The sequence below is a fragment of the Streptomyces sp. NPDC127117 genome (assembly GCF_042677325.1).
GTDB lineage: Bacteria > Actinomycetota > Actinomycetes > Streptomycetales > Streptomycetaceae > Streptomyces.
Window position 1 is genome coordinate 397,489 of sequence record NZ_JBHXTM010000001.1, and the last position, 21,220, is coordinate 418,708.

Annotated in this window: 22 protein-coding genes; 12 read left to right on the forward strand and 10 right to left on the reverse strand. The window is 71.5% G+C overall.

All coding sequences use genetic code 11. From position 1 onward, the window contains the following. Positions 1-63: 63 nt before the first annotated feature. Positions 64-816, reverse strand: coding sequence for an RDD family protein (locus ACFVH0_RS01815; protein ID WP_385817445.1), 753 nt, complete (start codon positions 814-816; stop codon positions 64-66). A gap of 225 nt (positions 817-1,041) precedes the next feature. Here ACFVH0_RS01815 and ACFVH0_RS01820 point away from each other — a divergent pair, with 225 nt between their 5' ends. The 5 genes from ACFVH0_RS01820 to ACFVH0_RS01840 all read left to right on the forward strand — a co-directional run bounded on the left by ACFVH0_RS01820 (position 1,042) and on the right by ACFVH0_RS01840 (position 6,393). Continuing rightward, on the forward strand, positions 1,042-1,905 hold the full coding sequence (locus ACFVH0_RS01820) for a bifunctional methylenetetrahydrofolate dehydrogenase/methenyltetrahydrofolate cyclohydrolase (protein WP_385817447.1): 864 nt from the start codon (positions 1,042-1,044) through the stop codon (positions 1,903-1,905). A gap of 29 nt (positions 1,906-1,934) precedes the next feature. Then, positions 1,935-2,696 (forward strand): DUF3017 domain-containing protein, encoded by a 762-nt coding sequence (locus ACFVH0_RS01825; RefSeq protein ID WP_385817448.1) that lies wholly within the window; start codon positions 1,935-1,937, stop codon positions 2,694-2,696. Between the two features lie 466 nt (positions 2,697-3,162). Continuing rightward, the gene (locus tag ACFVH0_RS01830; RefSeq protein ID WP_385817449.1) at positions 3,163-3,669 is read left to right on the forward strand and encodes a helix-turn-helix domain-containing protein; all 507 of its coding nucleotides are present in this window, start codon (positions 3,163-3,165) and stop codon (positions 3,667-3,669) included. 239 nt (positions 3,670-3,908) lie between these two features. Beyond that, positions 3,909-4,898 (forward strand): malate dehydrogenase, encoded by a 990-nt coding sequence (locus tag ACFVH0_RS01835; protein ID WP_124716848.1) that lies wholly within the window; start codon positions 3,909-3,911, stop codon positions 4,896-4,898. Positions 4,899-5,016: 118 nt separating this feature from the next. Next, the gene (locus ACFVH0_RS01840; protein ID WP_385817450.1) at positions 5,017-6,393 is read left to right on the forward strand and encodes a B12-binding domain-containing radical SAM protein; all 1,377 of its coding nucleotides are present in this window, start codon (positions 5,017-5,019) and stop codon (positions 6,391-6,393) included. Between the two features lie 4 nt (positions 6,394-6,397). Here ACFVH0_RS01840 and ACFVH0_RS01845 read toward each other — a convergent pair whose 3' ends face one another. Continuing rightward, positions 6,398-7,132 carry an isocitrate lyase/phosphoenolpyruvate mutase family protein gene (locus ACFVH0_RS01845; RefSeq protein WP_385817451.1) on the reverse strand — a complete coding sequence of 245 codons (735 nt, stop codon included), beginning with the start codon at positions 7,130-7,132 and terminating at the stop codon, positions 6,398-6,400. A 55-nt stretch (positions 7,133-7,187) separates the two neighbouring features. Then, positions 7,188-7,703, reverse strand: a complete 516-nt coding sequence (locus tag ACFVH0_RS01850; RefSeq protein ID WP_385817452.1) for a carboxymuconolactone decarboxylase family protein — start codon at positions 7,701-7,703, stop codon at positions 7,188-7,190. A gap of 47 nt (positions 7,704-7,750) precedes the next feature. Here ACFVH0_RS01850 and ACFVH0_RS01855 point away from each other — a divergent pair, with 47 nt between their 5' ends. Then, positions 7,751-9,154, forward strand: coding sequence for a PLP-dependent aminotransferase family protein (locus ACFVH0_RS01855; protein WP_385817453.1), 1,404 nt, complete (start codon positions 7,751-7,753; stop codon positions 9,152-9,154). Between the two features lie 3 nt (positions 9,155-9,157). On the opposite strand, the gene ACFVH0_RS01860 is transcribed toward ACFVH0_RS01855, so the two are convergent. Both ACFVH0_RS01860 and ACFVH0_RS01865 read right to left on the reverse strand, forming a co-directional pair. Beyond that, on the reverse strand, positions 9,158-9,796 hold the full coding sequence (locus ACFVH0_RS01860; protein ID WP_385817454.1) for a LysE family translocator: 639 nt from the start codon (positions 9,794-9,796) through the stop codon (positions 9,158-9,160). Positions 9,797-9,872: 76 nt separating this feature from the next. Next, positions 9,873-10,745 (reverse strand): hypothetical protein, encoded by an 873-nt coding sequence (locus ACFVH0_RS01865; protein ID WP_385817513.1) that lies wholly within the window; start codon positions 10,743-10,745, stop codon positions 9,873-9,875. A gap of 126 nt (positions 10,746-10,871) precedes the next feature. Here ACFVH0_RS01865 and ACFVH0_RS01870 point away from each other — a divergent pair, with 126 nt between their 5' ends. Beyond that, positions 10,872-11,138 carry a hypothetical protein gene (locus ACFVH0_RS01870; RefSeq protein WP_124716842.1) on the forward strand — a complete coding sequence of 89 codons (267 nt, stop codon included), beginning with the start codon at positions 10,872-10,874 and terminating at the stop codon, positions 11,136-11,138. Between the two features lie 6 nt (positions 11,139-11,144). Then, positions 11,145-12,326, forward strand: a complete 1,182-nt coding sequence (locus ACFVH0_RS01875; RefSeq protein WP_385817455.1) for a glutathionylspermidine synthase family protein — start codon at positions 11,145-11,147, stop codon at positions 12,324-12,326. A gap of 9 nt (positions 12,327-12,335) precedes the next feature. On the opposite strand, the gene ACFVH0_RS01880 is transcribed toward ACFVH0_RS01875, so the two are convergent. Together ACFVH0_RS01880 and rocD are read right to left on the reverse strand one after the other, a co-directional pair. After that, complete coding sequence (locus ACFVH0_RS01880) at positions 12,336-13,112, reverse strand: SMI1/KNR4 family protein (protein ID WP_385817456.1); 777 nt, start codon at positions 13,110-13,112, stop codon at positions 12,336-12,338. A gap of 35 nt (positions 13,113-13,147) precedes the next feature. Continuing rightward, entirely contained in the window at positions 13,148-14,353 is a 1,206-nt protein-coding gene (gene rocD, locus ACFVH0_RS01885; protein WP_385817457.1) for an ornithine--oxo-acid transaminase, read from the reverse strand. Positions 14,354-14,492: 139 nt separating this feature from the next. Here rocD and trpS point away from each other — a divergent pair, with 139 nt between their 5' ends. Together trpS and ACFVH0_RS01895 are read left to right on the forward strand one after the other, a co-directional pair. Then, positions 14,493-15,506 carry a tryptophan--tRNA ligase gene (gene trpS / locus ACFVH0_RS01890; RefSeq protein WP_385817458.1) on the forward strand — a complete coding sequence of 338 codons (1,014 nt, stop codon included), beginning with the start codon at positions 14,493-14,495 and terminating at the stop codon, positions 15,504-15,506. Positions 15,507-15,619: 113 nt separating this feature from the next. Next, complete coding sequence (locus ACFVH0_RS01895) at positions 15,620-16,210, forward strand: 2'-5' RNA ligase family protein (protein WP_385817459.1); 591 nt, start codon at positions 15,620-15,622, stop codon at positions 16,208-16,210. Between the two features lie 31 nt (positions 16,211-16,241). Here ACFVH0_RS01895 and ACFVH0_RS01900 read toward each other — a convergent pair whose 3' ends face one another. Both ACFVH0_RS01900 and ACFVH0_RS01905 read right to left on the reverse strand, forming a co-directional pair. Further along, positions 16,242-17,114: an SDR family NAD(P)-dependent oxidoreductase gene (locus tag ACFVH0_RS01900; protein ID WP_385817460.1), complete on the reverse strand. Its 873-nt coding sequence runs from the start codon at positions 17,112-17,114 to the stop codon at positions 16,242-16,244. Positions 17,115-17,163: 49 nt separating this feature from the next. After that, positions 17,164-18,513 carry an FAD-binding protein gene (locus ACFVH0_RS01905; RefSeq protein WP_385817461.1) on the reverse strand — a complete coding sequence of 450 codons (1,350 nt, stop codon included), beginning with the start codon at positions 18,511-18,513 and terminating at the stop codon, positions 17,164-17,166. A 141-nt stretch (positions 18,514-18,654) separates the two neighbouring features. On the opposite strand from ACFVH0_RS01905, the gene ACFVH0_RS01910 reads away from it, so the two are divergent. Further along, positions 18,655-19,602 carry a YihY/virulence factor BrkB family protein gene (locus ACFVH0_RS01910; RefSeq protein WP_385817462.1) on the forward strand — a complete coding sequence of 316 codons (948 nt, stop codon included), beginning with the start codon at positions 18,655-18,657 and terminating at the stop codon, positions 19,600-19,602. On the opposite strand, the gene ACFVH0_RS01915 is transcribed toward ACFVH0_RS01910, so the two are convergent. Next, a complete protein-coding gene (locus ACFVH0_RS01915; protein ID WP_385817463.1) occupies positions 19,550-20,989 on the reverse strand; it encodes a D-alanyl-D-alanine carboxypeptidase in 1,440 nt (479 codons plus the stop codon). The two genes, ACFVH0_RS01910 and ACFVH0_RS01915, sit on opposite strands and share 53 nt — an antisense overlap. Here ACFVH0_RS01915 and ACFVH0_RS01920 point away from each other — a divergent pair. Then, positions 20,928-21,173 carry an SCO4848 family membrane protein gene (locus ACFVH0_RS01920; protein WP_384967299.1) on the forward strand — a complete coding sequence of 82 codons (246 nt, stop codon included), beginning with the start codon at positions 20,928-20,930 and terminating at the stop codon, positions 21,171-21,173. The genes ACFVH0_RS01915 and ACFVH0_RS01920 overlap by 62 nt on opposite strands. The last annotated feature ends 47 nt before the right edge of the window (positions 21,174-21,220 follow it).

The following is a 21,220-nucleotide window of genomic DNA, read 5'->3' on the forward strand; positions in this document are numbered from 1 at the left end:
TTTCTGCGTGGGGCGGCAGCGCGTTTTGGTGTGCGGCCCCTTCGTGCTGTGCGCGGTGCTGCGTTACTTCTTGATCACCAGGGTGCCGGCGGCACGGTCGTGCCAGCCCTGGAGCTTCCCGGAGTTGTCGAAGAACGGGGAGAGGTAGACGAGCAGTGCGCCGATGTAGCAGAGGAAGACGCCGACGATCGGGATGATCCAGCGGATGAAGCCGCCGCCGAGGCCCGGGTTCAGGCCGGTGTTCTCCTTGACGACCTTCAGGCCGAGGGCCATCTTGCCGAGGGTCGCGCCGAGCAGCGAGATCATCAGCCACTCGTAGAGCAGCGTGATCAGACCGAAGATCAGGATCATGCCGAGCATGGTGGCGATGATGCCGCTGCTCGCCTCGTTCACGCAGGACTGGTAGCCCGGGTCCAGGGAGGAGCCGCAGTCGTCGACGCTCTTGGCTATGCCCATCGCACCGGCCAGACCGATCGCGCTGAGGATGCCGTAGAGAACACCGATGACCGCCGCGTCGATGCAGCGCGCGCCGAGGCGGCGGCCCATCGAGGCGACCTGGACGGTGCCCAGGACCGGGACGTTGATGTAGCCGTTGTTGGCCTGGAGGGTGCCCGGGGCCTGCTGCGGGTAGCCGTAACCGGGCTGGCCCTGCGGCTGGCCCGGCTGCTGCGGGTAGCCGTAGCCCGGCTGGCCCTGCTGCGGCGGTACGCCCTGCGGCGCCTGCGGGTAGCCGTAACCCGGCTGACCCTGCGGCGGCTGGTTCGGCTGCTGGCCGTACGGGTTGTTCGGATTCGGGTTCGGGTCGCCGAAACTCATCTGGGCGTTCCTCCAACGTGCGTGCGGGGACGATGCGGCCGCACGGAGGAAAGAAGAGTCAGTGGTCCGCCCCCCGGGTACTTCTGCGGCACTGCGGCCATAATCGTTATAAGCGGAATGTAAGTTTGTCCAGTCGCGGCGGTCGATGTTGCGCAAGTGCAACATCGCGTACGCCCCCGGTACCCGAATTGGTACGCGGGCGGGGTCATCCGCGAGTATGGGGACATGACTGCCCAGACTCTCGATGGCAAGGCCACCGCAGCCGCGATCAAGTCCGATCTCACCGTCCGCGTGGCGGCCCTCAAGGCACAGGGCATCACCCCTGGCCTGGGAACCCTGCTCGTCGGGGACGACCCGGGCAGCCGGTGGTACGTGAACGGCAAGCACCGCGACTGCGCGCAGGTCGGCATCGCCTCCATCCAGCGCGAACTCCCCGACACCGCCACCCAGGAGGAGATCGAGGACGTCGTACGGGAGCTCAACGCCAACCCCGAGTGCACGGGTTACATCGTGCAGCTGCCCCTGCCCAAGGGGATCGACACCAACCGCGTCCTGGAGCTGATGGACCCGGCCAAGGACGCCGACGGCCTCCACCCGATGAACCTCGGCCGTCTCGTGCTGAACGAGACCGGCCCGCTGCCCTGCACTCCGCAGGGTGTCGTCCAGTTGCTCCGCCACCACGGTGTGGAGATCAACGGGGCGCACGTCGTGGTCGTCGGCCGCGGTGTCACCATCGGCCGCTCGATCCCGCTGCTGCTGACCCGTAAGTCCGAGAACGCCACCGTCACCCAGTGCCACACCGGTACGCGTGACCTTTCCGCCCAGCTCAAGCAGGCCGACATCATCGTCGCCGCCGCCGGGGTGCCGCACATCATCAAGCCCGAGGACGTGAAGCCGGGCGCCGCCGTGCTCGACGTCGGCGTCAGCCGGGACGAGAACGGCAAGATCGTCGGGGACGTCCACCCGGGCGTGGCCGAGGTCGCCGCCTGGCTCTCCCCGAACCCGGGCGGTGTCGGTCCGATGACCCGCGCCCAGCTCCTCGTCAACGTGGTCGAGGCGGCCGAGCGCAACGCGGCCGCGGCCGTCTGAGCCGGCCGACCCGATCCGGAGGGAACCCCATGGGTGCTGGTACGAGTCCGGCCGACCCGTCGGCCGAGGCGGACGGCACGTCCGCGGCGTCGTCCCGGGCGGACGAGCCGGGCACGGGTGAGAAGGCGGCGGACGCGGCGGACGCGTCCGCACCGGATCGGGCCGCGGATCGTGACGGCGACGCGACCCGTGACGGCGACGTGCGTGACGACGCGACCCGTGACGACGCGACCCGTGACGACGCCGCGCGTGACGACGCCGCGCGTGATGGCGGTGCTCGTGACGACGGCGCTCGTGACGACGCCGCGCGTGACGACGCCGCGCGTGATGGCGGTGCTCGTGACGACGGCGCTCGTGAAAGGGCGGGCGGCGGCGGTACCGCACCGGCCCCGCGCCCGTCGCGGCGTTTCCCGTCGCTCACCCGGGACACCGCGCGCCCCGAGGGCGGGGGCAGGGCCGCGTCCGGGGACGCGCCCGCCCCGGCCCGTCAGTGGCCGCTGCTCGCCGTGCTCTGCACGGCCGGGATCGGGCTGCTGATCGTGGCCGTCGACCCGTTCGCCGAGGCGTTCCGGGTCGGCACGATGCTGATCGGCGCGGCCCTCATCGGGGGTGCCGTGCTGCGGCTGGTGGTGCCGTCGGTGGGCATGCTGGCGGTACGTTCCCGCTTCACCGACCTGGTGACGTACGGGCTGCTCGGCTTCCTCATCGTGATGCTCGCGCTGGTGGCGCAGCCCAAGCCGTGGCTGGACATTCCGTTCCTGGAACAGGCGGTCCACTTCACCATCCGCTGAGCCCGCCCGCAGGGCCGACGGCGCCCCGCGAAAGGGGCGGCTCACGAAAAGGGCGCCTCACGAAAAAGGGTGTCCGTCCCCTCCCCCGAGGAGGGACGGACACCGGTGACGGGGCCCGCCGGAGCGTGAACGCCCCGGAATGCGGTGACTTGAGCGGCCTTGCCCCGTCCGGACTTCAGCCTGGTCGACGGGGTGAGGCCGGTTCAAGGGATGCCTGTCGCCTGTGGCACGGAAGTGACCATTCCGCCACCGTGTGATCGTCCGGCAACGGAGTCCCGGCACCGGGGCGGGAGCCGGGGAGGGGCCGGGAGTGGGACCGCGAGCAGAACCGGGGGCGCGCGGCAGCGGAGCGAAGGGTTCCGAACACCCCTGTGCGCCCCGTGCCGATGACCCGCCGCCCCGCGTTCGCGCCCGCTCCTGGGTAGTCCGGAACGGAAGAATCACCGGACCCGGTCAAGGGGGAGCGATGCCTCGTTGGAAGGCGCTGTCGGACGAACTCGATCCGCAGATCAGGGAGTTCGCCGGCCAGTTGCGCAGGCTCGTCGACCGCAGGGGGCTGAGCATCGCCGCGGTGGCCGACCGCACGGGCTACAGCAGGACCTCGTGGGAGCGGTATCTGAACGGGCGGCTGCTCGCGCCGAAGGGGGCGGTCGTCGCGCTCGCCGAGGCGACGGACACCAGCCAGGCGCACCTGACGACCATGTGGGAGCTGGCGGAGCGGGCCTGGAGCCGTTTTGAACCGCGTCAGGACATGACGGTCCTGAGCGTCAGGATCCCCGGCGCGGGCGACGGGCGCGACGCGGGCGGCACAGGTGACCCAGGCGGTACGGGCGGCGCGGGGATATCGCCCGGTGACCCGGTCGCCGTCCGCTTCACCGGCCGCCGGATACGGCCGGCCGTGCTCCTGGCGGGCGTGGTCGGCGCGCTGCTGGTGCTGGCCGCGGTGGTGCTGCTGACCGGGCCGGGGCGCTGACGGCGGTCCGTACGGGGGCCGCCATCGGGTCGCCACCGGGCCGCCGCCTCCCGGGTGACCGGGATTCGGCCGGGTGAGCGCTGTGTGACGGGTTGTGTGCGGTGCCACAGGGGGCAGGGCCGCCGGGGGGTTCCGGGTCGGATAGCCTGATCGCTGGATATCTCTTCACATCAAGATTCAGGGATGTCCAGCACCAGGGGCCAGGAGCCCCCACCGCCAGCTGTCTAACGGAGATCGCCATGACCCGCACTCCCGTGAATGTCACCGTGACCGGCGCAGCCGGCCAGATCGGCTACGCGCTGCTCTTCCGCATCGCCTCCGGCCACCTGCTCGGCCCGGACGTGCCGGTCAACCTGCGTCTCCTGGAGATCCCGCAGGGTCTGAAGGCCGCCGAGGGCACCGCGATGGAGCTCGACGACTGCGCCTTCCCGCTGCTGCGCGGCATCGAGATCACCGACGACGCCAACAAGGCGTTCGACGGTGCCAACGTCGCGCTGCTGGTCGGCGCCCGCCCGCGTACGAAGGGCATGGAGCGTGGCGACCTGCTCTCCGCCAACGGCGGCATCTTCAAGCCGCAGGGCAAGGCGATCAACGACAACGCCGCGGACGACATCAAGGTCCTCGTCGTCGGCAACCCGGCCAACACCAACGCGCTCATCGCGCAGGCCGCCGCCCCGGACGTACCGGCCGAGCGCTTCACCGCGATGACCCGCCTCGACCACAACCGCGCGATCTCGCAGCTGGCCGCCAAGACCGGTGCCGCCGTCTCCGACATCAAGAAGCTGACGATCTGGGGCAACCACTCGGCGACCCAGTACCCCGACATCTTCCACGCCGAGGTCGCCGGCAAGAACGCCGCCGAGCTCGTCAACGACGAGGCCTGGCTGGCCGACACCTTCATCCCGACCGTCGCCAAGCGCGGCGCCGCGATCATCGAGGCCCGTGGCGCGTCCTCCGCCGCCTCGGCCGCCAACGCCGCCATCGACCACGTGCACACCTGGGTCAACGGCACCGCCGCGGGCGACTGGACCTCCATGGGTATCCCGTCGGACGGCTCCTACGGCGTGCCCGAGGGCATCATCTCGTCCTTCCCGGTCACCACGAAGGACGGCAAGTACGAGATCGTCCAGGGCCTGGACATCAACGAGTTCTCCCGTGCGCGCATCGACGCGTCGGTGAAGGAGCTCACCGAGGAGCGCGACGCGGTTCGCGAGCTCGGCCTGATCTGATCCGTACGCCCTTCGAGGCGTACCCCGCCGCCCCCGGCCGCACCGCTGCCGGGGGCGGCGGCATGTCCGGGCGTGGTGGCCGGGAACTGACCGCACCCGTTCCCGAGTCTGCGCTGTCATGCGCGTGACGATGATCCTTCCGGCACTGACCGAGGCGACCAGCCCGCTGTTCCGCCCCATCAAATACTCGCTCTTCCCACCGCTCGGCCTGGCGACCCTCGCCGGGTACCTCGACCCGGACGACGAGGTGACGCTCCTGGACGAACACGTGGAGCGGGTGGACATCGAAGCGCTGGACAGCCCCGATCTCCTGGTTGTCCAGCCCTACATCACCTCCGCCCGGCGCGGCTACGAGATCGCCGACCACTTCCGGGCCCGGGGCGTCCACGTCGCCATGGGCGGCCTCCATGTGACCTCGCTCCCGGACGAGGCCGCGGCCCACGCCGACACGATCTTCACCGGGCCGGGCGAGGACACCTGGCCGCTGTTCCTCAAGGAATTCCGCGACGGGATGCCGGGCCGTCGGTACGACTCGAAGCTGCGCACCCTGGCCGGGCTGCCGCCGGTACGGCGCGACCTGATCAAGCGGCAGCTGTATCTCGTACCGAACTCGATCGTCGTCTCGCGGGGCTGCCCGCACCACTGCGACTTCTGCTACAAGGACGCCTTCTTCGAGGGCGGGAAGTCCTTCTACACCCAGGCCGTGGACGACGCGCTCGCCGAGATCGAGCGGCTGCCCGGCAGGCATCTGTACTTCCTGGACGACCATCTGCTCGGCAACCGGCGCTTCGCCGAGGCGCTCTTCGACGGGATGGCCGGCATGGGGCGGCTCTGGCAGGCCGCCGGCACCGTGAAGTCCGTGCTCCAGCCGGATCTGCTGGAGCGGGCCGTGGCGGCGGGGCTGCGCAGCCTGTTCGTCGGCTTCGAGACCGTCAACAGCGCGAACCTCGCCGAGCGCCGCAAGGACCAGAACATCGGCAAGGACTACGCGGCGGCCGTCCGCCGGCTCCATGACGCCGGGGTCATGGTCAACGCCAGCTTCGTCTTCGGGCTCGACCACGACGGCCCGGACGTCTTCGACCGTACGGTGGAGTGGGCCGTCGAGCAGGGTATCGAGACGGCCACCTTCCACATCATGACGCCGTATCCGTCCACCGGACTGTGGAAGCAGCTGGAGGCCGAGGACCGGATCGTGCACCGGGACTGGGACCTCTACGACACCCGCCACGTCGTCTACCGCCCGAAGGGCATGACGCCCAGCCAGCTGGAGGACGGGTACTGGCGCGCGTACCGCGACTTCTACCGGTGGTCCAACATCTGGCGCGGCGCGGCCGCCCAGCCGGGCACCCACGAACGGCTCAGGCACCTGGCGTACTCGGGCGGCTGGAAGAAGTTCGAGCCGGCCTGGGACGCCCTGATCCGTTCCCGCCGGGTGGTGCGGGCGATGCCGATGCTGGAACGGACCCTGGCGGCCTTCGGCGGCCGGAGCGCCTGAGCGCTCAGCCCTTCCGCAGCCCGTCCGCGATCTCCCGTACCGCCGCCATCGCCCGGCGCTGGAGCCCGGGGCCGAAGGTGATCCGGGTGGCGCCCAGCTCGCCCAGCCGGCGCGGCGGCGGACCGTCCGGGCGGGCGAAGGTGTTGAGCGGGGCCGGGACGGCGGCGGCGAGCGCGGGCAGCGCCTCGGGCGGGGCCATGATCGGGTAGACGCAGTCCGCGCCCGCCGCCACGTACAGCAGGGCGCGCCGGACGGTCTCCGTCTCCACGTCCGTGCCCTCGGGAACCCCCCGGACGTAGGTGTCGACGCGGGCGTTCACGAAGAGCGCGTCGCCCGCCGCCGCCCTCACCTGCGCGAGCCGGTCCGCCTGCCGCTGGGCGTCGACGAGGGTGCCGTCGGCCGAGTCCTCCAGATTGCAGCCGACGGCCCCGGTTTCGAGGAGCCGCTCCACCAGCTCCGCCGGGGCCAGTCCGTAACCCGCCTCGATGTCCGCCGAGACGGGCACGGAGGCCGGGACGGCCCGCACGATCCTGGCCACGGCCGCGAACATCTCGTCGGCGGGGGTCGCCCCGTCCTCGTAGCCGAGCGAGGCCGCGACCCCGGCGCTCGGTGTGGCGAGCGTCAAGAAGCCCGCCTCGGCGAAGACCCGCGCGCTCCCCGCGTCCCACGGGCCGGGGACGACCAGCGGGTCGCCGGGGGCGCGGTCGTGATGCAGGGCGCGGAGGACGGATGCGGTCACGCGGGGCTCCTGTGGGTGTCGGGGAGTGGCGGTGCGTGGTGCGGGCCTGCGGGGGTCAGTGCTGGATCTGGCCCGGCTGGTAGTGACCGGGGACCATGCGGGTGGTCACCGCGAAGCGGTTCCAGGCGTTGATCGTCGTGATCGCGGCGATGAGGTGGGCGAGCTCCGTCTCGTCGAAGTGCTTCGCGGCGTTCTCCCACACCTCGTCCGGCACGAAGCCGTCGGTCAGCACCGTCACGGCCTCGGTCAGCTCGATGGCCGCGATCTCCTTGGGCGTGTAGAAGTGCCGCGACTCCTCCCAGGCGCTGAGCTGGACGATCCGCTGGACGGACTCGCCGGCCGCGATCGCGTCCTTGGTGTGCATGTCGAGGCAGAACGCGCAGTGGTTCAGCTGCGAGGCGCGGATCTTCACCAGCTCTCCCACGACCGGGTCGAGGCCCTTACGGGACGCCGCGTCCAGCCGGACCATCGCCTTGTAGACATCGGGTGCGAGCCCGGCCCAGTTCTGCAGGCGGGGGGAGTGCTCGGGGTTGAGCTCGGAGGTCGGGTGGCTGTGCTCGTTCGTCGTCATGGGTACGACACTACGCGGCAGATGGCGCACCGGTATGGTCCATTTCCATGACGGATTCATGGGCCACTTTCGGTGCCGACCTGCATCTTGAGACGACCGGGGCGCCACGGCTGCGGGCCGGGCTCATGGACGCGCTGCGCGAGGCCGTACGGACGGGACGCCTGGCGCCCGGCACCCGGCTGCCGTCCTCCCGCAGCCTCGCCGCCGACCTGGGCATCGCACGGAACACCGTCGCCGACGCCTACGCGGAGCTGGTCGCCGAGGGCTGGCTCACCGCCCGGCAGGGCTCGGGCACCAGGGTGGCGCAGCGGGCCGAGCCGCGCCCGTCGGCCGGCCGGACCGTACGGGCCCGCGGGGTGCGGTCCCGGCCCGCGCACAACCTGCTGGGCGGGTCGCCCGACCTCTCGACGTTCCCGCGCGCCGACTGGCTCAAGGCGTCCCGGCGCGCACTGTCCGCCGCGCCCAACGACGCCTTCGGGTACGGCGATCCGCGCGGGCGCATCGAGCTGCGCACCGTGCTCGCCGGCTATCTTGCACGGGCCCGCGGCGTGTACGCGGACCCGGAGCGGATCATGATCTGCGCCGGTTTCGTGCATGCGCTGAAGCTGATGGGGCCGGTGCTGCGCAAGAAGCGGGTGCGGGAGGTGGCGGTCGAGTCGTACGGACTGGACGTGCACCGCAAGCTCCTCGCGGACGCCGGGCTGCGGCTGCCCTGTCTGCCGGTCGACGAGCTCGGTGCGAGGACCGGCGAACTGGCCGCCCTGCGCGGCGTGGGCGCCGTCCTGATGACGCCCGCGCACCAGTTCCCGACGGGTGTGCCGCTCCACCCCGACCGGCGGGCCGCGGCCGTGGACTGGGCGCGTGGCACGGGCGGGCTGATCCTGGAGGACGACTACGACGGTGAGTTCCGCTACGACCGGCAGCCGGTCGGCGCGCTCCAGGGCCTCGACCCGGAACGCGTGGTGCACCTGGGCACGACGAGCAAATCGCTGGCTCCCGGGCTGCGCCTGGGGTGGATGGTGCTGCCGGAGTCGCTGGTGGGCGAGGTGTCCGAGGCCAAGGGGATGAGCGACTGGTCGTCGAGCGCGCTGGACCAGCTGACGCTCGCGGAGTTCATCGAGTCGGGCGCGTACGACCGGCATGTGCGCTCGATGCGGCTGCGCTACCGGCACCGCCGTGACCAGCTCGTCGCGGCCCTGGCGGAACGGGCCCCCGGCGTCCGGGTCAGCGGCATCGCGGCCGGGCTGCACGCCGTGCTCGAACTGCCGGAGGGCACCGAGCCGTCGGTGCTCCGGGCGGCGGCGTGGCAGGGCCTGGCCCTGGAGGGGATATCCCGCTTCCGCCACCCCGACGCCGGTCCCGGCCGCGACGCGCTGGTCATCGGTTACGGGACACCCACCGACAGCGCCTGGTCGGGCGCGCTGGACGCGCTCTGCCGGGTGCTGCCCTGAGGCTCAGTCGCCGAGCGCCAGCCGGACGCCGAAGGCGGCGATGACGGTCCCGGTGATCCGGTCGAGCAGCCGGCGGGCCTGCGGCTTGCGGAGCCAGCCGTGCAGCACCCGGGCGAAGCCCACGAGCACGGCCGACCACGCCAGACCTATCAGGATGTGCACGCAGGCGAGCAGGAGCCCCATCGTGAAGTGACCGGTGCCGGCCGGGATGAACTGGGGCAGGACGGCGACGTAGAAGGCGCCCATCTTCGGGTTGAGGAGGTTGGTGAGCACTCCCTGCCGCCAGCCGCCGGCGAACGAGTCAGTGCCGGCCGGTGGAGCGGGGTCGTCCGCCCCCTCGGTGGGCAGCCCGCGGAAGGTGTCGCGGAGCATCCGGACACCCATCCAGACCAGATAGGCCGCGCCGACCCAGCGCAGGGTCACATAGGCGAGATGGGAGGCCGTGAAGAGTGCGGTGACCCCGAGGGAGGTGAGCACGCCCCACAGCAGGGTGCCGGACTGGATTCCGAGGACGACGCCCCAGGCTCTTCTGCGCCGGCCGAGGGCCGAGGTGCGCAGGACCAGAGCGGTATCGAGTCCGGGGGTGAGAGTGAGGAGCCCTACGACGAGGGCGAATGACCACAGCGCGGTGCCAATTGCCATGGAATGCCAGCGTACGCGACCCGGGCAGCGGCGCGGGCGGACCCTCCGGGCGCCCGGTGCGGGCACTCCACACGGGTCAGTTCTCGCAGCGGTCCCGTTCGGCCGTGCCCGTTGCCGGCCCCGGGGCGTCCGTCGGGGCCTCGCCGAAGCGGGCCAGGGCCAGGGCGCCCGCCACCGCGACCACGAATCCGGTGACCGCCAGCCACTCCAGGCCGTCGCGCGTGCGGTCGCCGAGCCAGACCACGCCGACCAGCGCCGGGCCGATCGTCTCGCCGAGCACCATGCCGGCCGTCGCCGTCGTCACCGAACCGCGTTGCAGGGCCGAGGTGAGCAGCAGGAACGCCGAACCGCCGCCCAGCAGCAGCGCGTACGCGGCCGGGTCGGCGAGCAGCGCCGCCGGCGACACGTCGTCGATCAGCCGGACCGTGACCTCCACCACCCCGAAGCCGCAGCCCGCGCCGAGCCCCAGCACGAGCGCCCGCGACCGCTCCGGGAGGCGGCCGGCCGCAGCGCCGATCAGCAGGATGCCCAGCGCGATCCCCAGCATCGACCAGGCCAGGGCGGCGGAACCGCTCCCGTGTCCCTCGCCGCCGGATGCGAGCCCCAGCATGCCGAGGCCGGCGCAGACGACACCGACCGCGCTCCACTCGACGCCGCTCAGCCGCACCCCGAGAAGCCGCGCGGCGACCACCGCCGTCACCGCGAGGCTCGCGGCCAGGGCGGCGCCGACCGCGTAGATCGGCAGGGACCGCAGGGCGATGATCTGGAGGGCGAAACCGAACCCGTCCAGAGCGAGCCCGGCGACGTACCGCCACTGGCGCAGGGCGCGCAGCAGCAGGGCCGGATCGACCCCCGAGTCCGAACCCGGCTCGGCGGCGGCCCGCGCGGCGACCGCCTGGAGGACCGAGGCGGTGCCGAAGCAGACGGCGGCACCGAGCGCGCAGATCATCCCGAAGATCACATGGCGACTGTACTTGTGGACATCCGGTGCACCCGCTTCCCGCTGCAATCAGCGGGCCTTTAATCTGACGAGTGGCCTCATTGGCTTGATTCGTACGACGGGGGAGACGGAAACATGGCGCGCAGGCTGAGGTCGAGCACGGTCGTGCTCGGCGGCATGGGGGTGCTCGCGGCGATGATCACGTCCTGCGGTTCGGAGCCGGACAAGCGGTGTGTCGACCCGCTGACCCGGGACAAGCTGCCGAGCTACGAGTGCAAGAGCGGCAAGGGCTCGTACTACTACGGCGGCAGCAGCAAGAACGGCAAGGTGGAGGGCGGCAGTTTCGACAAGTCCGCCGTCGACCGCGGCGGTTTCGGCTGCTCGGGCACCGGCGGCGGCTGAACCGGTATGGAACGCCGCACCGCACAACCCCGCCCCGACTGGCAGCGGACGGTGGAGGAACAGGGCATCGTCTTTCCGCTCACCCGCTACCCGGACGGATCGCTGCGCCCGTACTGGGACGAGAGCGCCTACTACGTCTTCTCGCTGCCCGAGGTCGAGGCACTGGAGGACGTCGTCGAGGAACTGCACACCATGTGCCTGGCGGCCGCCGCGCACATCGTGGAGCAGGACCGCTTCGCCGAACTCGGCGTCATCGACCGGCGGTTGGCCGATCTGATCGCCCAGTCCTGGCGGCGGCGGGACGAACTGCCTTCCCTGTACGGCAGGTTCGACCTGCGCTACGACGGAACCGGCCCGGCGAAGATGCTGGAGTACAACGCGGACACCCCCACCTCCCTGGTGGAGGCCGCGAGCGCCCAGTGGTTCTGGATGGAGGACCGGTTCCCGGGCGCCGATCAGTGGAACTCGCTGCACGAACGGCTCGTCGCGGCCTGGAAGCGCCAGGCGCCCCTGCTGCCGCCGGGGCCGCTGCACTTCGCCCACTCCGACGGGGACGAGCTGGGCGAGGACCTGATGACGGTCGCGTATCTGCGCGAGACCGCGGAACAGGCCGGCATCGGCACGGAGGCGCTCTCCGTCGAGCAGATCGGCTGGGACCGGCTGAGCGGGCGGTTCGTCGACGACCGGCTCCGCTTCATCCGGAGCTGCTTCAAGCTGTATCCGTGGGAGTGGCTGGCGACCGACCGGTTCGGCCCGCATGTGCTCGACACCCTCGACAACGGCGGCGGTACGGGCACCACCTGCTGGATCGAGCCCGCCTGGAAGATGCTGCTGTCCAACAAGGCGCTGCTGGCGATCCTCTGGGAGCTCTACCCGGGCCACCCGAACCTGCTGCCCTCCTACCTCGACGGTCCCCGCGAACTCGCGGCGTCGGGCGGCTACGTCGCCAAGCCCCTGCTCGGCCGCGAGGGGGACGGCATCACCCTCCACGAGCCGGGAAGCCCCGCGGTGCCGCGGGACGAGCCGTGCTGCTACCAGGAGCTGGCACCTCTGCCGGACTTCGACGGCAACCGCGTGGTGCTGGGCGCGTGGGTCGTCGAGGACGAGGCGGCCGGGCTCGGCATCCGTGAATCGGCCGGCCCGGTCACGGACGAGTACGCCCGCTTCCTGCCGCACGTCATCCTCTGAGGGCTGCCCTCAGCCGGGCAGCGGCCCGCCCGCGCGCAGCCAGCCGAGCAGATCGTCCGTGACCCGCTCGCCCGCCGCCCCGACGTCCTCGTGGACCGCGCCCAGGCCGAGCAGGTACAGGGTGGTGCGGTCACGGCCGTGGTGGCGCATGAAGAGCCCGTCGCCGCCGCTGTCGTCCCCGACCAGCACCCAGCCGGGCGCGTACCGGGGCACCTCGAAGGTCTCGTTGCGTTCCTGGATCACGTGCGGGCCGTAGACGTGCACGCCGTTGCCGAGCAGCACGCCGGGCGTCGACCGCCACAGCCGGGCGACCGCAGGATTGGGGCCGTCGCGCAGGCCGCGCGACAGCGCCGCCCGGACGGCCAGGAACCCGGCGAAGGACTCCGCGACCGGGTACTCGCTCCCGTCCGTGCCGTCCCGCCCGACCACCGGGTACTCCCCGTCCTCGCCCGCCCGGTCCAGGGCGAAGCGGTACTCGTCGCCGCAGTCCGGCTCGACGGCGAAGCAGAGCCGCTCACCGTCCCGCCGCCAGCCCGCTGTGACGGCCTCGTACATCTCGCCGGCCGGGTCGTCGGCAAACCCGGCCGGCGCCACCGTCGCGATGTCCGCGCCCCCGGCCCGTCCGTGGCCGAACTCGGCCAGCCACCACCGGTACGACGGCGGCAGCGGGCCGACGCGTGCCTCGGCCTCGCGGATCAGGGCCTCCGGCACGGCGCCCGCGGGCCCGCGGCCGAACCCCGGTGACTCCTCGATCAGGTCACGCAGCTGTGTCAGGTCGGGTCTCACGGTGCGGAGTCTGCCAGGGCGGGCCCACCCGGGGCTCAGCCGCGCAGCACGGCGCGGAGCTGTTCGAGGCCCCAGTCCAGGTCCTCCTTGCTGATCACCAGCGGCGGGGCGATCCGGATCGTCGAGCCATGGGTGTCCTTGACCAGCACCCCGCGGTCCATCAGCTTCTCGGAGATCTCCCGGCCGGTGCCGTGGCCCGGGGCGATGTCGACCCCCGCCCACAGCCCGCGGCCGCGCACCTCCTGCACCGCGCCGCCGCCCACCAGCAGCCCGAGCTCCTGATGCAGATGCTCGCCCAGCTCGGCCGCCCGCTGCTGGAACTCACCGGTGCGCAGCATCGCGATGACCTCCAGCGCGACCGCGCAGGCGAGCGGATTGCCGCCGAACGTCGAACCGTGCTCACCGGGCCGGAACACCCCGAGCACGTCCTGCGACGAGACCACCGCCGACACCGGCACCACACCACCGCCCAGCGCCTTGCCGAGCACGTACATGTCCGGCACCACGCCCTCGTGCTCGCAGGCGAAGGTCCGGCCGGTGCGGCCCAGACCCGACTGGATCTCGTCCGCGACGAACAGCACGTTCCGCTCGCGGGTGAGCGCCCGCACCCCGGGGAGATAGCCGGGCGGCGGCACCAGCACCCCGGCCTCGCCCTGGATCGGCTCCATCAGCACCGCCACGGTGTTCTCGGTCATCGCCTCCCGGAGCGCCGTGAGATCCCCGTACGGCACGATCTCGAACCCCGGCGTGTACGGGCCGAAGTCCTCCCGCGCCTCCGGGTCCGTGGAGAAGCTGATGATCGTGGTCGTGCGGCCGTGGAAGTTGTTCGCGGCGACGATGATCTTCGCCATTCCGTCCGGGACGCCCTTCACCCGGTACCCCCACTTGCGGGCCGTCTTCACCGCGGTCTCCACGGCCTCCGCCCCGGTGTTCATCGGCAGCACCGACTCCATGCCGCACAGCTCGGCGAGCTGCGTACAGAAGTCGGCGAACCGGTCGTGGTGAAAAGCACGTGAGGTGAGCGTCACCCGCTCCAGCTGCGCCTTGGCCGCGTCGATCAGGCGCCGGTTGCCGTGTCCGAAGTTGAGCGCCGAGTAGCCGGCGAGCATGTCGAGGTAGCGGCGGCCCTCGACATCGGTCATCCAGGCCCCGTCCGCCGTGGCGACGACGACGGGCAGCGGATGGTAGTTGTGCGCGCTGTGCGCCTCGGCGGAGGCGATGGCGGTTTCCGTGGTCGACACGGGATCTCCGTTCGTCGTGGGGCGGGCGGGGGTGGTGCCCACTTTGTATCGTTGGTCGGATCAGTGGCGAGGAAACCTGTATTTCCCGGCGCGCCAGGCCGGTCGGGGCCGGCTGCCCGTACCTGAGACAATGAGTTCCATGGCCTCTGAACGCCCCCGTGTGCTCTCCGGAATCCAGCCCACCGCAGGCTCGTTCCACCTCGGCAACTACCTCGGCGCGGTCCGCCAGTGGGTGGCGCTGCAGGACTCCCACGACGCCTTCTACATGGTCGTGGACCTGCATGCGATCACCATCCCGCAGGACCCCGCGGAGCTGCGCGCCAACACCAGGCTCGCCGCCGCCCAGCTCCTCGCCGCAGGTCTCGACCCGGAGCGCTGCACGCTCTTCGTCCAGAGCCATGTCCCCGAGCACGCCCAGCTCGGCTGGGTCATGAACTGCCTCACCGGCTTCGGCGAGGCCTCGCGCATGACGCAGTTCAAGGACAAGTCCGCCAAGCAGGGCGCCGACCGCACCACGGTCGGTCTCTTCACCTACCCGATGCTGATGGTGGCCGACATCCTGCTGTACCAGGCCGACCAGGTCCCGGTCGGTGAGGACCAGCGCCAGCACCTGGAGCTGACCCGCAATCTGGCCGAGCGGTTCAACGGCAGCTACGGCGACACGTTCACCGTGCCGGACCCGTACATCCTCAAGGAGACGGCGAAGATCTACGACCTCCAGGACCCGTCGGCGAAGATGAGCAAGTCGGCGGCCACTCCGAAGGGCCTGATCAACCTTCTGGACGAGCCGAAGACCACCGCCAAGAAGGTGAAGAGCGCGGTCACCGACACCGACACGGTGATCCGTTTCGACCGGGCCGAGAAGCCCGGCGTCAGCAATCTGCTGAGCATCTACTCGACACTCACGGGCACCGGTATCGCGGATCTGGAGCAGAAGTACGAGGGCAAGGGCTACGGTGCGCTCAAGACCGACCTCGCCGAGGTCATGGTCGAGTTCGTCACACCGTTCCGGACCCGTACCCAGGAATACCTGGACGACCCGGAGACGCTGGACTCGATCCTGGCCAAGGGCGCGGAGAAGGCCCGAGCCGTCGCGGCCGAGACCCTGGCCCGGACGTACGACCGGATGGGCCTTCTGCCCGCGAAGCACTGAGTCCAAGGACCCTGGCGGTTTCGCTGCCCCAGGCGTCACACTGGCGACGGGAAGCTGAACCCGGTGGATGGCCGAAAGCAGGCCATCGGCCATCGAGCATTGAGGAGGACGACGTGGGGACCGTAACGCTCGGCGTTTCGATCGCGGTCCCGGAGCCCTACGGCAGCCTGCTCCAGGAGCGGCGCGCGAGCTTCGGGGATCCTGCCGCGTACGGCATTCCCACCCACGTCACCCTTCTCCCGCCGACCGAGGCCGAGGCGGCCGACCTGCCCGCGATCGAGGCGCACCTCGCCCAGATCGCGACGGGCGGCCGCCCCTTCCCGATGCGGCTGTCCGGCACGGGGACCTTCCGTCCCCTCTCGCCGGTCGTCTTCGTCCAGGTCGTCGAGGGCGCCTCGGCCTGCACCTGGCTGCAGAAGCGGGTCCGTGACACCTCCGGGCCGCTGGTCCGCGAGCTCCAGTTCCCGTACCACCCGCATGTGACCGTGGCGCACGACATCGCCGAGGAGGCGATGGACCGGGCGTACGCCGAGCTCGCCGACTACGAGGCGGCCTGGACCTGCGGTTCCTTCGCGCTGTACGAGCAGGGCTCGGACAGCGTCTGGCGCAAGATCAACGAGTTCCCGTTCGGCGCCGGGGGCGGCGCGCCCGCCGTGCCCGCGCAGGGCGGCTCCTGCGTGGACGAGCCCTCCCTGCACTCCTGAGCGACCCCCGTACCGCCCCGGCGCCGCCGGTTCAGATCGGCAGGCGCCGGAACAGCGGGCGCGGCACGTGCCGCAGCGCCGACATCACCGCACGCAGCGACCCGGGCACCCACACCGTCTCCGAACGCCGACGCAGACCCGTCACGATGGCCTCCGCGACCGCGTCCGGCGTCGTGGTCAGGGACGGCGCCTCCAGCGGCGCCGAGACGAACCGGGCCGAGGCCGACCGCGCCGCGGTGATCCGGGCCGACGCGAGCAGCGCCGCCCCGCCCCGGGCGGGCGCCGGTGACATGACCGGCGCGGCCGGCACCGTTTCCCGGGCCGGCTCCGGGCGTACGACGCCGGGGCGCACGACCATCACATGCACCCCGGTCCCGTGCAGCGCGTCGCCCAGCCCCTGCGTGAACGCGTCCAGGCCCGCCTTGCTGGACCCGTAGATGAAGTCGGCGCGGCGGGCGCGTTCGCCCGCCACCGAGGAGAGCACCACCAGCGAGCCGTGCCCCTGCGCCTGGAGTGCGCCGGCGCATACCAGCCCGGCGGAGACGGCCCCGGTGTAGTTGGTCTGGGCGACCCGGACCGCGGCGAGCGGTTCCTCCTCGTCGCGCCCCTGGTCGCCGGCGATACCGAAGGCGAGCAGCACCATGTCGATGTCGCCCTCGGCGAAGACCTTGCCGAGGGCGGTCTCGTGCGACTCGGCGTCCAGGGCGTCGAAGTCGACCGTACGGACGTCGGCGCCGCGGGCGCGCAGTTCGGCGGCGGCCGCGTCGAGGGCGGGGCCGGGGCGCCCGGCCAGCCGGACGGTGCGGGTCCGCAGGGCGATCAGCCGCCGGGCGGTGGCCAGCGCGATCTCCGACGTGCCGCCGAGGACGAGCAGGGACTGCGGGGCTCCGAAGGCGTCCTTCACGGGAACACTCCTTGCGACGTGGGGAGACAGGGCGAGGCGGGCGTGGTGGTCAGAGCGACAGACGGCGCGACAGGTCCGAGCGGAAGGCCCCGGCCGGGTCCAGTCCGGCACGGAGCGACCGGAAGTCGGCCAGCCTCGGGTACATCGTGGCCAGCAGCTCCGGCCGGAGCCGGGAGTCCTTCGCCAGACAGACCCGGCCGCCGGCCGCCGCCACCTCCTCGTCCAGCGAGTCCAGGAATCCGGCCAGTCCGGGCAGGGCGGCGGGCAGGTCGAGGGCGAGCGTCCAGCCGGGCATCGGGAACGACAGCCAGCCCGGATCCCCGGCGCCGAACCGTTTGAGCACGGCGTTCATCGACGGCCAGCGCCGCCGGGAGATCCGGTGCACGATCCGGCGCAGCGTCTCCTCCCGGCCGTGGCCGACGGCGAACTGGTACCGCACGGATCCGGCCCGCCCATGGATCCGGTTCCGGTGCGGCAGGCCGTCCAGGGGGTGGAAGAACGTGGCCAGCCGCCGGAGTTCACCGATCCGGTACTTGGGCGCGCCGCGGTACCGCACCTCGTTGAGCAGGGCGGCCGGGGCGCCGCCGAGCAGCGCCTCCGGCACGAGGGCGGGGGCGGCCGGCAACGGCCCCGGGCGGAACGAGAGCGGTGTGCGCCGGGCGTGCGCCGGTAGCGCGTAGCGGGGTACGTGCTCCCCCCGGGTGAGTACGGAACGTCCCGTCGCCCGGCCGCGGGCGCGGAGGTCGATCCAGGCGGCCGAGTAGCGGTAGCGGTGGTCCCCGGCGCCGAGCCGTTCCAGCAGGTCGTCCAGGTCGACGGCGCGTTCGGTGTCGACCGACATCCATGAGCTGGTGACGCGGTGGCACTGGAGGGTGGCCGAGAGGATCACCCCCGTCAGGCCGAGGCCGCCCGCGGTCGCGTCGAAGAGCGCGGTGCCGGGGCGGACGGTACGGATCTCGCCCTCGGCGGTCAGCAGTTCCAGCTCCCGGACGTGCCGGGAGAAGGAGCCCGAGACGTGCTGGTTGTGACCGTGGATGTCGGCGCCGACCGCGCCGCCCACGGTGACGTACCGGGTCGTGGGGGTGACCGGGACGAACCAGCCGAGCGGCAGCAGGACTTCCATCAGCCGGTGCAGGCTGACCCCGGCGTCGCAGACCACGAGCCCGGCGGCGGCGTCGACGGTGCGGATCCGGTTGAGCGCGGTCATGTCGAGGACGGAGCCGCCCGCGTTCTGGGCCGCGTCGCCGTGCGCCCGGCCGAGGCCCCGGGCGATGGAGCCACGGGGCCCGCAGCCGCGTACCGTCGCCGCCGCCTCCTCGTACGAACGGGGGCGGAACCGCACGGCGGTCGTCGGGGCGGTGCGGCCCCAGCCGGTCAGGGACACGGTGTCGACAGACATGACGGTGACCGTATCGCCCGGGAAAACCCTTTCGAGGTATTTGTTACAACACTCACCGATATGGGTGATTGAAGAAGTGTCGGCCCGTACGGAAACAGAGCCGGTTTCGGTTTTCCCGGCGGGGGAGGGTAGTCGTACGTCATGGACTGGCTGAAAAAACTCCCCGTCATCGGGCCGATCGTCTCCCGGCTGATGGCGACGCACGCCTGGCGCTCCTACGAGACGCTGGAGCGGGTCCATTGGGCCAGGCTCTCCGCCGCGATCACCTTCATCAGCTTCCTGGCGCTCTTCCCGCTGATCGCGGTCGGTGCGGCGATCGGCGCCGCGCTGCTCTCCACCGAGCAGTTGCACAAGATCGAGGACAAGCTCGCCGAGCAGGTGCCGGGCATCTCCGACCAGCTCGGCATCGGGAATCTGGTGGCCCACGCGGGCACGGTGGGAGTGGTGGCCGGTGCGGTGCTGCTCTTGACCGGCATCGGCTGGATCGGCTCGATGCGGGACTGCCTGCGCGCCGTCTGGGACCTGGACGATGTGAGCCTGGGCAATCCGGTCGTGCGCAAACTCAAGGACGCCGGGCTGCTGTTGGGGCTCGGCGGGGCGGTGCTCGCGACGCTGGCCGTGTCGTCGGCCGGCTCCGTTGCCGTCGGCTGGACGGCGAATCTGCTCGGCATCTCGGACCGCGGCGCCGGAGGTGTGGTGCTCCAGGTGGCCACCCTGCTGGTGGCGGCGCTCGCCGGATTCCTGCTGCTGCTCTATCTGCTGACCCTGCTGCCCGGCGTCGAGCCGCCGCGGCACAGGCTGCTGGTCGCCGGAGCGCTCGGCGCGATCGGCTTCGAACTGCTCAAGCTGCTGCTCGGCAGCTACATGAAGGGCGTGGCGTCGAAGAGCATGTACGGCGCCTTCGGGGTGCCGGTCGCGCTGCTGCTGTGGATCAACCTCTCGGCGAAGCTGCTGCTGTTCTGCGCCGCCTGGACGGCGACGCAGAACAGCGAGGAGGCCGAGGACGCCGAAGCCGCCGGGGAGGCGTCCGGGCCGGTCAGCGGCGAGGGAGGCGACGCACCAGGTCCGGCAGCGGCCAGCGCCGGTTGACCAGGAACGCCGCTCCGGCCAGCAGCACCAGGACGCCCCCGGCGATGCCCAGCGCGATCCCGACGCCTCCTCCTCCGTCGTTCTCGGACGCGGCGGCCTTCGCGCTCTGCGCCGGGCCGTTCTGTCCCTCGTCCGTCCCGGGCGCGGCCGTTGATCCCTTGCCGGACCCGGTGCCGGTGGTGGCCGACTTCGGGGGCACCAGCTCGCCGACCGGGGTCACCTTGCCGCTCGCGTCGAAGCCCCAGTCGAGGAGGCTGGCGGCCTCGTTGTAGACGGCGTGGGCCTTGTCGGACGACGGGTTCATGACGGTGACGAGCAGCACCTTGCCGTCGCGTTCGGCGACGCCGGTGAAGGTGTTGCCGGCGTGCGTGGTGTAGCCGTTCTTGACGCCCGCGATGCCCTTGTACGGCTCGACGCCGGCCGCGCCGGTGAGCAGCTTGTTGGTGTTCTGGATGCCGAAGCTCTCGCGCTTGCCGTTCTTCTCCGCACCGGGGAACTGCGCCTCGGCCGTCGAGCAGTACTCCCGGAAGTCCGCCTTCTGCAGCCCGCTGCGGGCGAACAGCGTCAGGTCGTACGCGCTGGAGACCTGGTCGGGTGCGTCGTACCCGTCGGGCGACACCACCTTCGTGTCGAGCGCCTGCAACTCCTCGGCGTGCGCCTGCATCGCGTCCACGGTCTTGGCGACGCCGCCGTACATCGAGGACAGCACGTGCACCGCGTCGTTGCCCGACCGCAGGAACACTCCGAGCCACAGGTCGTGGACCGTGTAGGTGAGCTTCTCCTTGACGCCGACCAGGCTGCTGCCCTCGCCCAGGTTGGCGAGGTCCTCGTCCTTGACCGTGTACTTCTGGGTCTTCGGCTGGAGCGAGGGCATCACGGTGTCCGCGAAGAGCATCTTCAGGGTGGAGGCGGGGGGAAGCCGCCAGTGCGGGTTGTGCGAGGCGAGGACCTGCCCGCTCTCCGCGTCCGCGACGATCCAGGACCTGCCCGTGAGGTCCTTCGGCAGCACCGGGGCGTCCGGTCCCAGCTTGACCTGCGTACCGGCCCGGCCCAGCAGTTCGCCGCCGACCTTGGACATGCCCGCGGGCGGCTTCGGCTGTTCGTCGGAAGCGTCCTTGCCGACCGCCGATGCCGGACTGACAGCAAAAGTGGACAACAAGGCGGCAGAGATGACCGTAAGAGCGGTCTTTTTGAGAGCAGGCACGGTCGGAAACGTACAGGGAGAAGATATGAAAATGGGTGCGGATGGCTTGACCCGCCGGGCGTACCGCTGGGACAGCCCACCCCGGGCGGCTCTGCCGGAGCGCGGCGGAGATACTGAGTCCATGAAGCTCAGCCGCCCCGTCTCCTGGTTCCTGCTCGCCTTCGGGGTGTGGAGCTGGTTCATCTGGATCACTTTCGTCAAGAACCTGTGGAAGGACGGCAGCGGACTCGCCTTCGACGACGCGGGTGACCCGACTGCGTACTTCTGGGTGCATCTGCTGCTCGCCATCACGTCCTTTCTCCTGGGGACGGCAGTTGGAGTGATCGGGTTCCGTGGCGTCAGGGCCCTGCGCCGCGAACGCGGATAACACGCCGTACGGCGGGCTGAGGAGAGCTGGTGGCAGTGGCCGGTCTC

Coding starts and splice junctions, on each gene's coding strand:
- ACFVH0_RS01815 (WP_385817445.1), bottom strand. CDS start 816: ATGAGTTTCGGCGACCCGAACCCGAATCCGAACAACCCGTACGGCCAG.
- ACFVH0_RS01820 (WP_385817447.1), top strand. CDS start 1,042: ATGACTGCCCAGACTCTCGATGGCAAGGCCACCGCAGCCGCGATCAAG.
- ACFVH0_RS01825 (WP_385817448.1), top strand. CDS start 1,935: ATGGGTGCTGGTACGAGTCCGGCCGACCCGTCGGCCGAGGCGGACGGC.
- ACFVH0_RS01830 (WP_385817449.1), top strand. CDS start 3,163: ATGCCTCGTTGGAAGGCGCTGTCGGACGAACTCGATCCGCAGATCAGG.
- ACFVH0_RS01835 (WP_124716848.1), top strand. CDS start 3,909: ATGACCCGCACTCCCGTGAATGTCACCGTGACCGGCGCAGCCGGCCAG.
- ACFVH0_RS01840 (WP_385817450.1), top strand. CDS start 5,017: ATGCGCGTGACGATGATCCTTCCGGCACTGACCGAGGCGACCAGCCCG.
- ACFVH0_RS01850 (WP_385817452.1), bottom strand. CDS start 7,703: ATGACGACGAACGAGCACAGCCACCCGACCTCCGAGCTCAACCCCGAG.
- ACFVH0_RS01855 (WP_385817453.1), top strand. CDS start 7,751: ATGACGGATTCATGGGCCACTTTCGGTGCCGACCTGCATCTTGAGACG.
- ACFVH0_RS01860 (WP_385817454.1), bottom strand. CDS start 9,796: ATGGCAATTGGCACCGCGCTGTGGTCATTCGCCCTCGTCGTAGGGCTC.
- ACFVH0_RS01865 (WP_385817513.1), bottom strand. CDS start 10,745: ATGATCTGCGCGCTCGGTGCCGCCGTCTGCTTCGGCACCGCCTCGGTC.
- ACFVH0_RS01870 (WP_124716842.1), top strand. CDS start 10,872: ATGGCGCGCAGGCTGAGGTCGAGCACGGTCGTGCTCGGCGGCATGGGG.
- ACFVH0_RS01875 (WP_385817455.1), top strand. CDS start 11,145: ATGGAACGCCGCACCGCACAACCCCGCCCCGACTGGCAGCGGACGGTG.
- trpS (WP_385817458.1), top strand. CDS start 14,493: ATGGCCTCTGAACGCCCCCGTGTGCTCTCCGGAATCCAGCCCACCGCA.
- ACFVH0_RS01905 (WP_385817461.1), bottom strand. CDS start 18,513: ATGTCTGTCGACACCGTGTCCCTGACCGGCTGGGGCCGCACCGCCCCG.
- ACFVH0_RS01910 (WP_385817462.1), top strand. CDS start 18,655: ATGGACTGGCTGAAAAAACTCCCCGTCATCGGGCCGATCGTCTCCCGG.
- ACFVH0_RS01920 (WP_384967299.1), top strand. CDS start 20,928: ATGAAGCTCAGCCGCCCCGTCTCCTGGTTCCTGCTCGCCTTCGGGGTG.
- ACFVH0_RS01915 (WP_385817463.1), bottom strand. CDS start 20,989: ATGAACCAGCTCCACACCCCGAAGGCGAGCAGGAACCAGGAGACGGGG.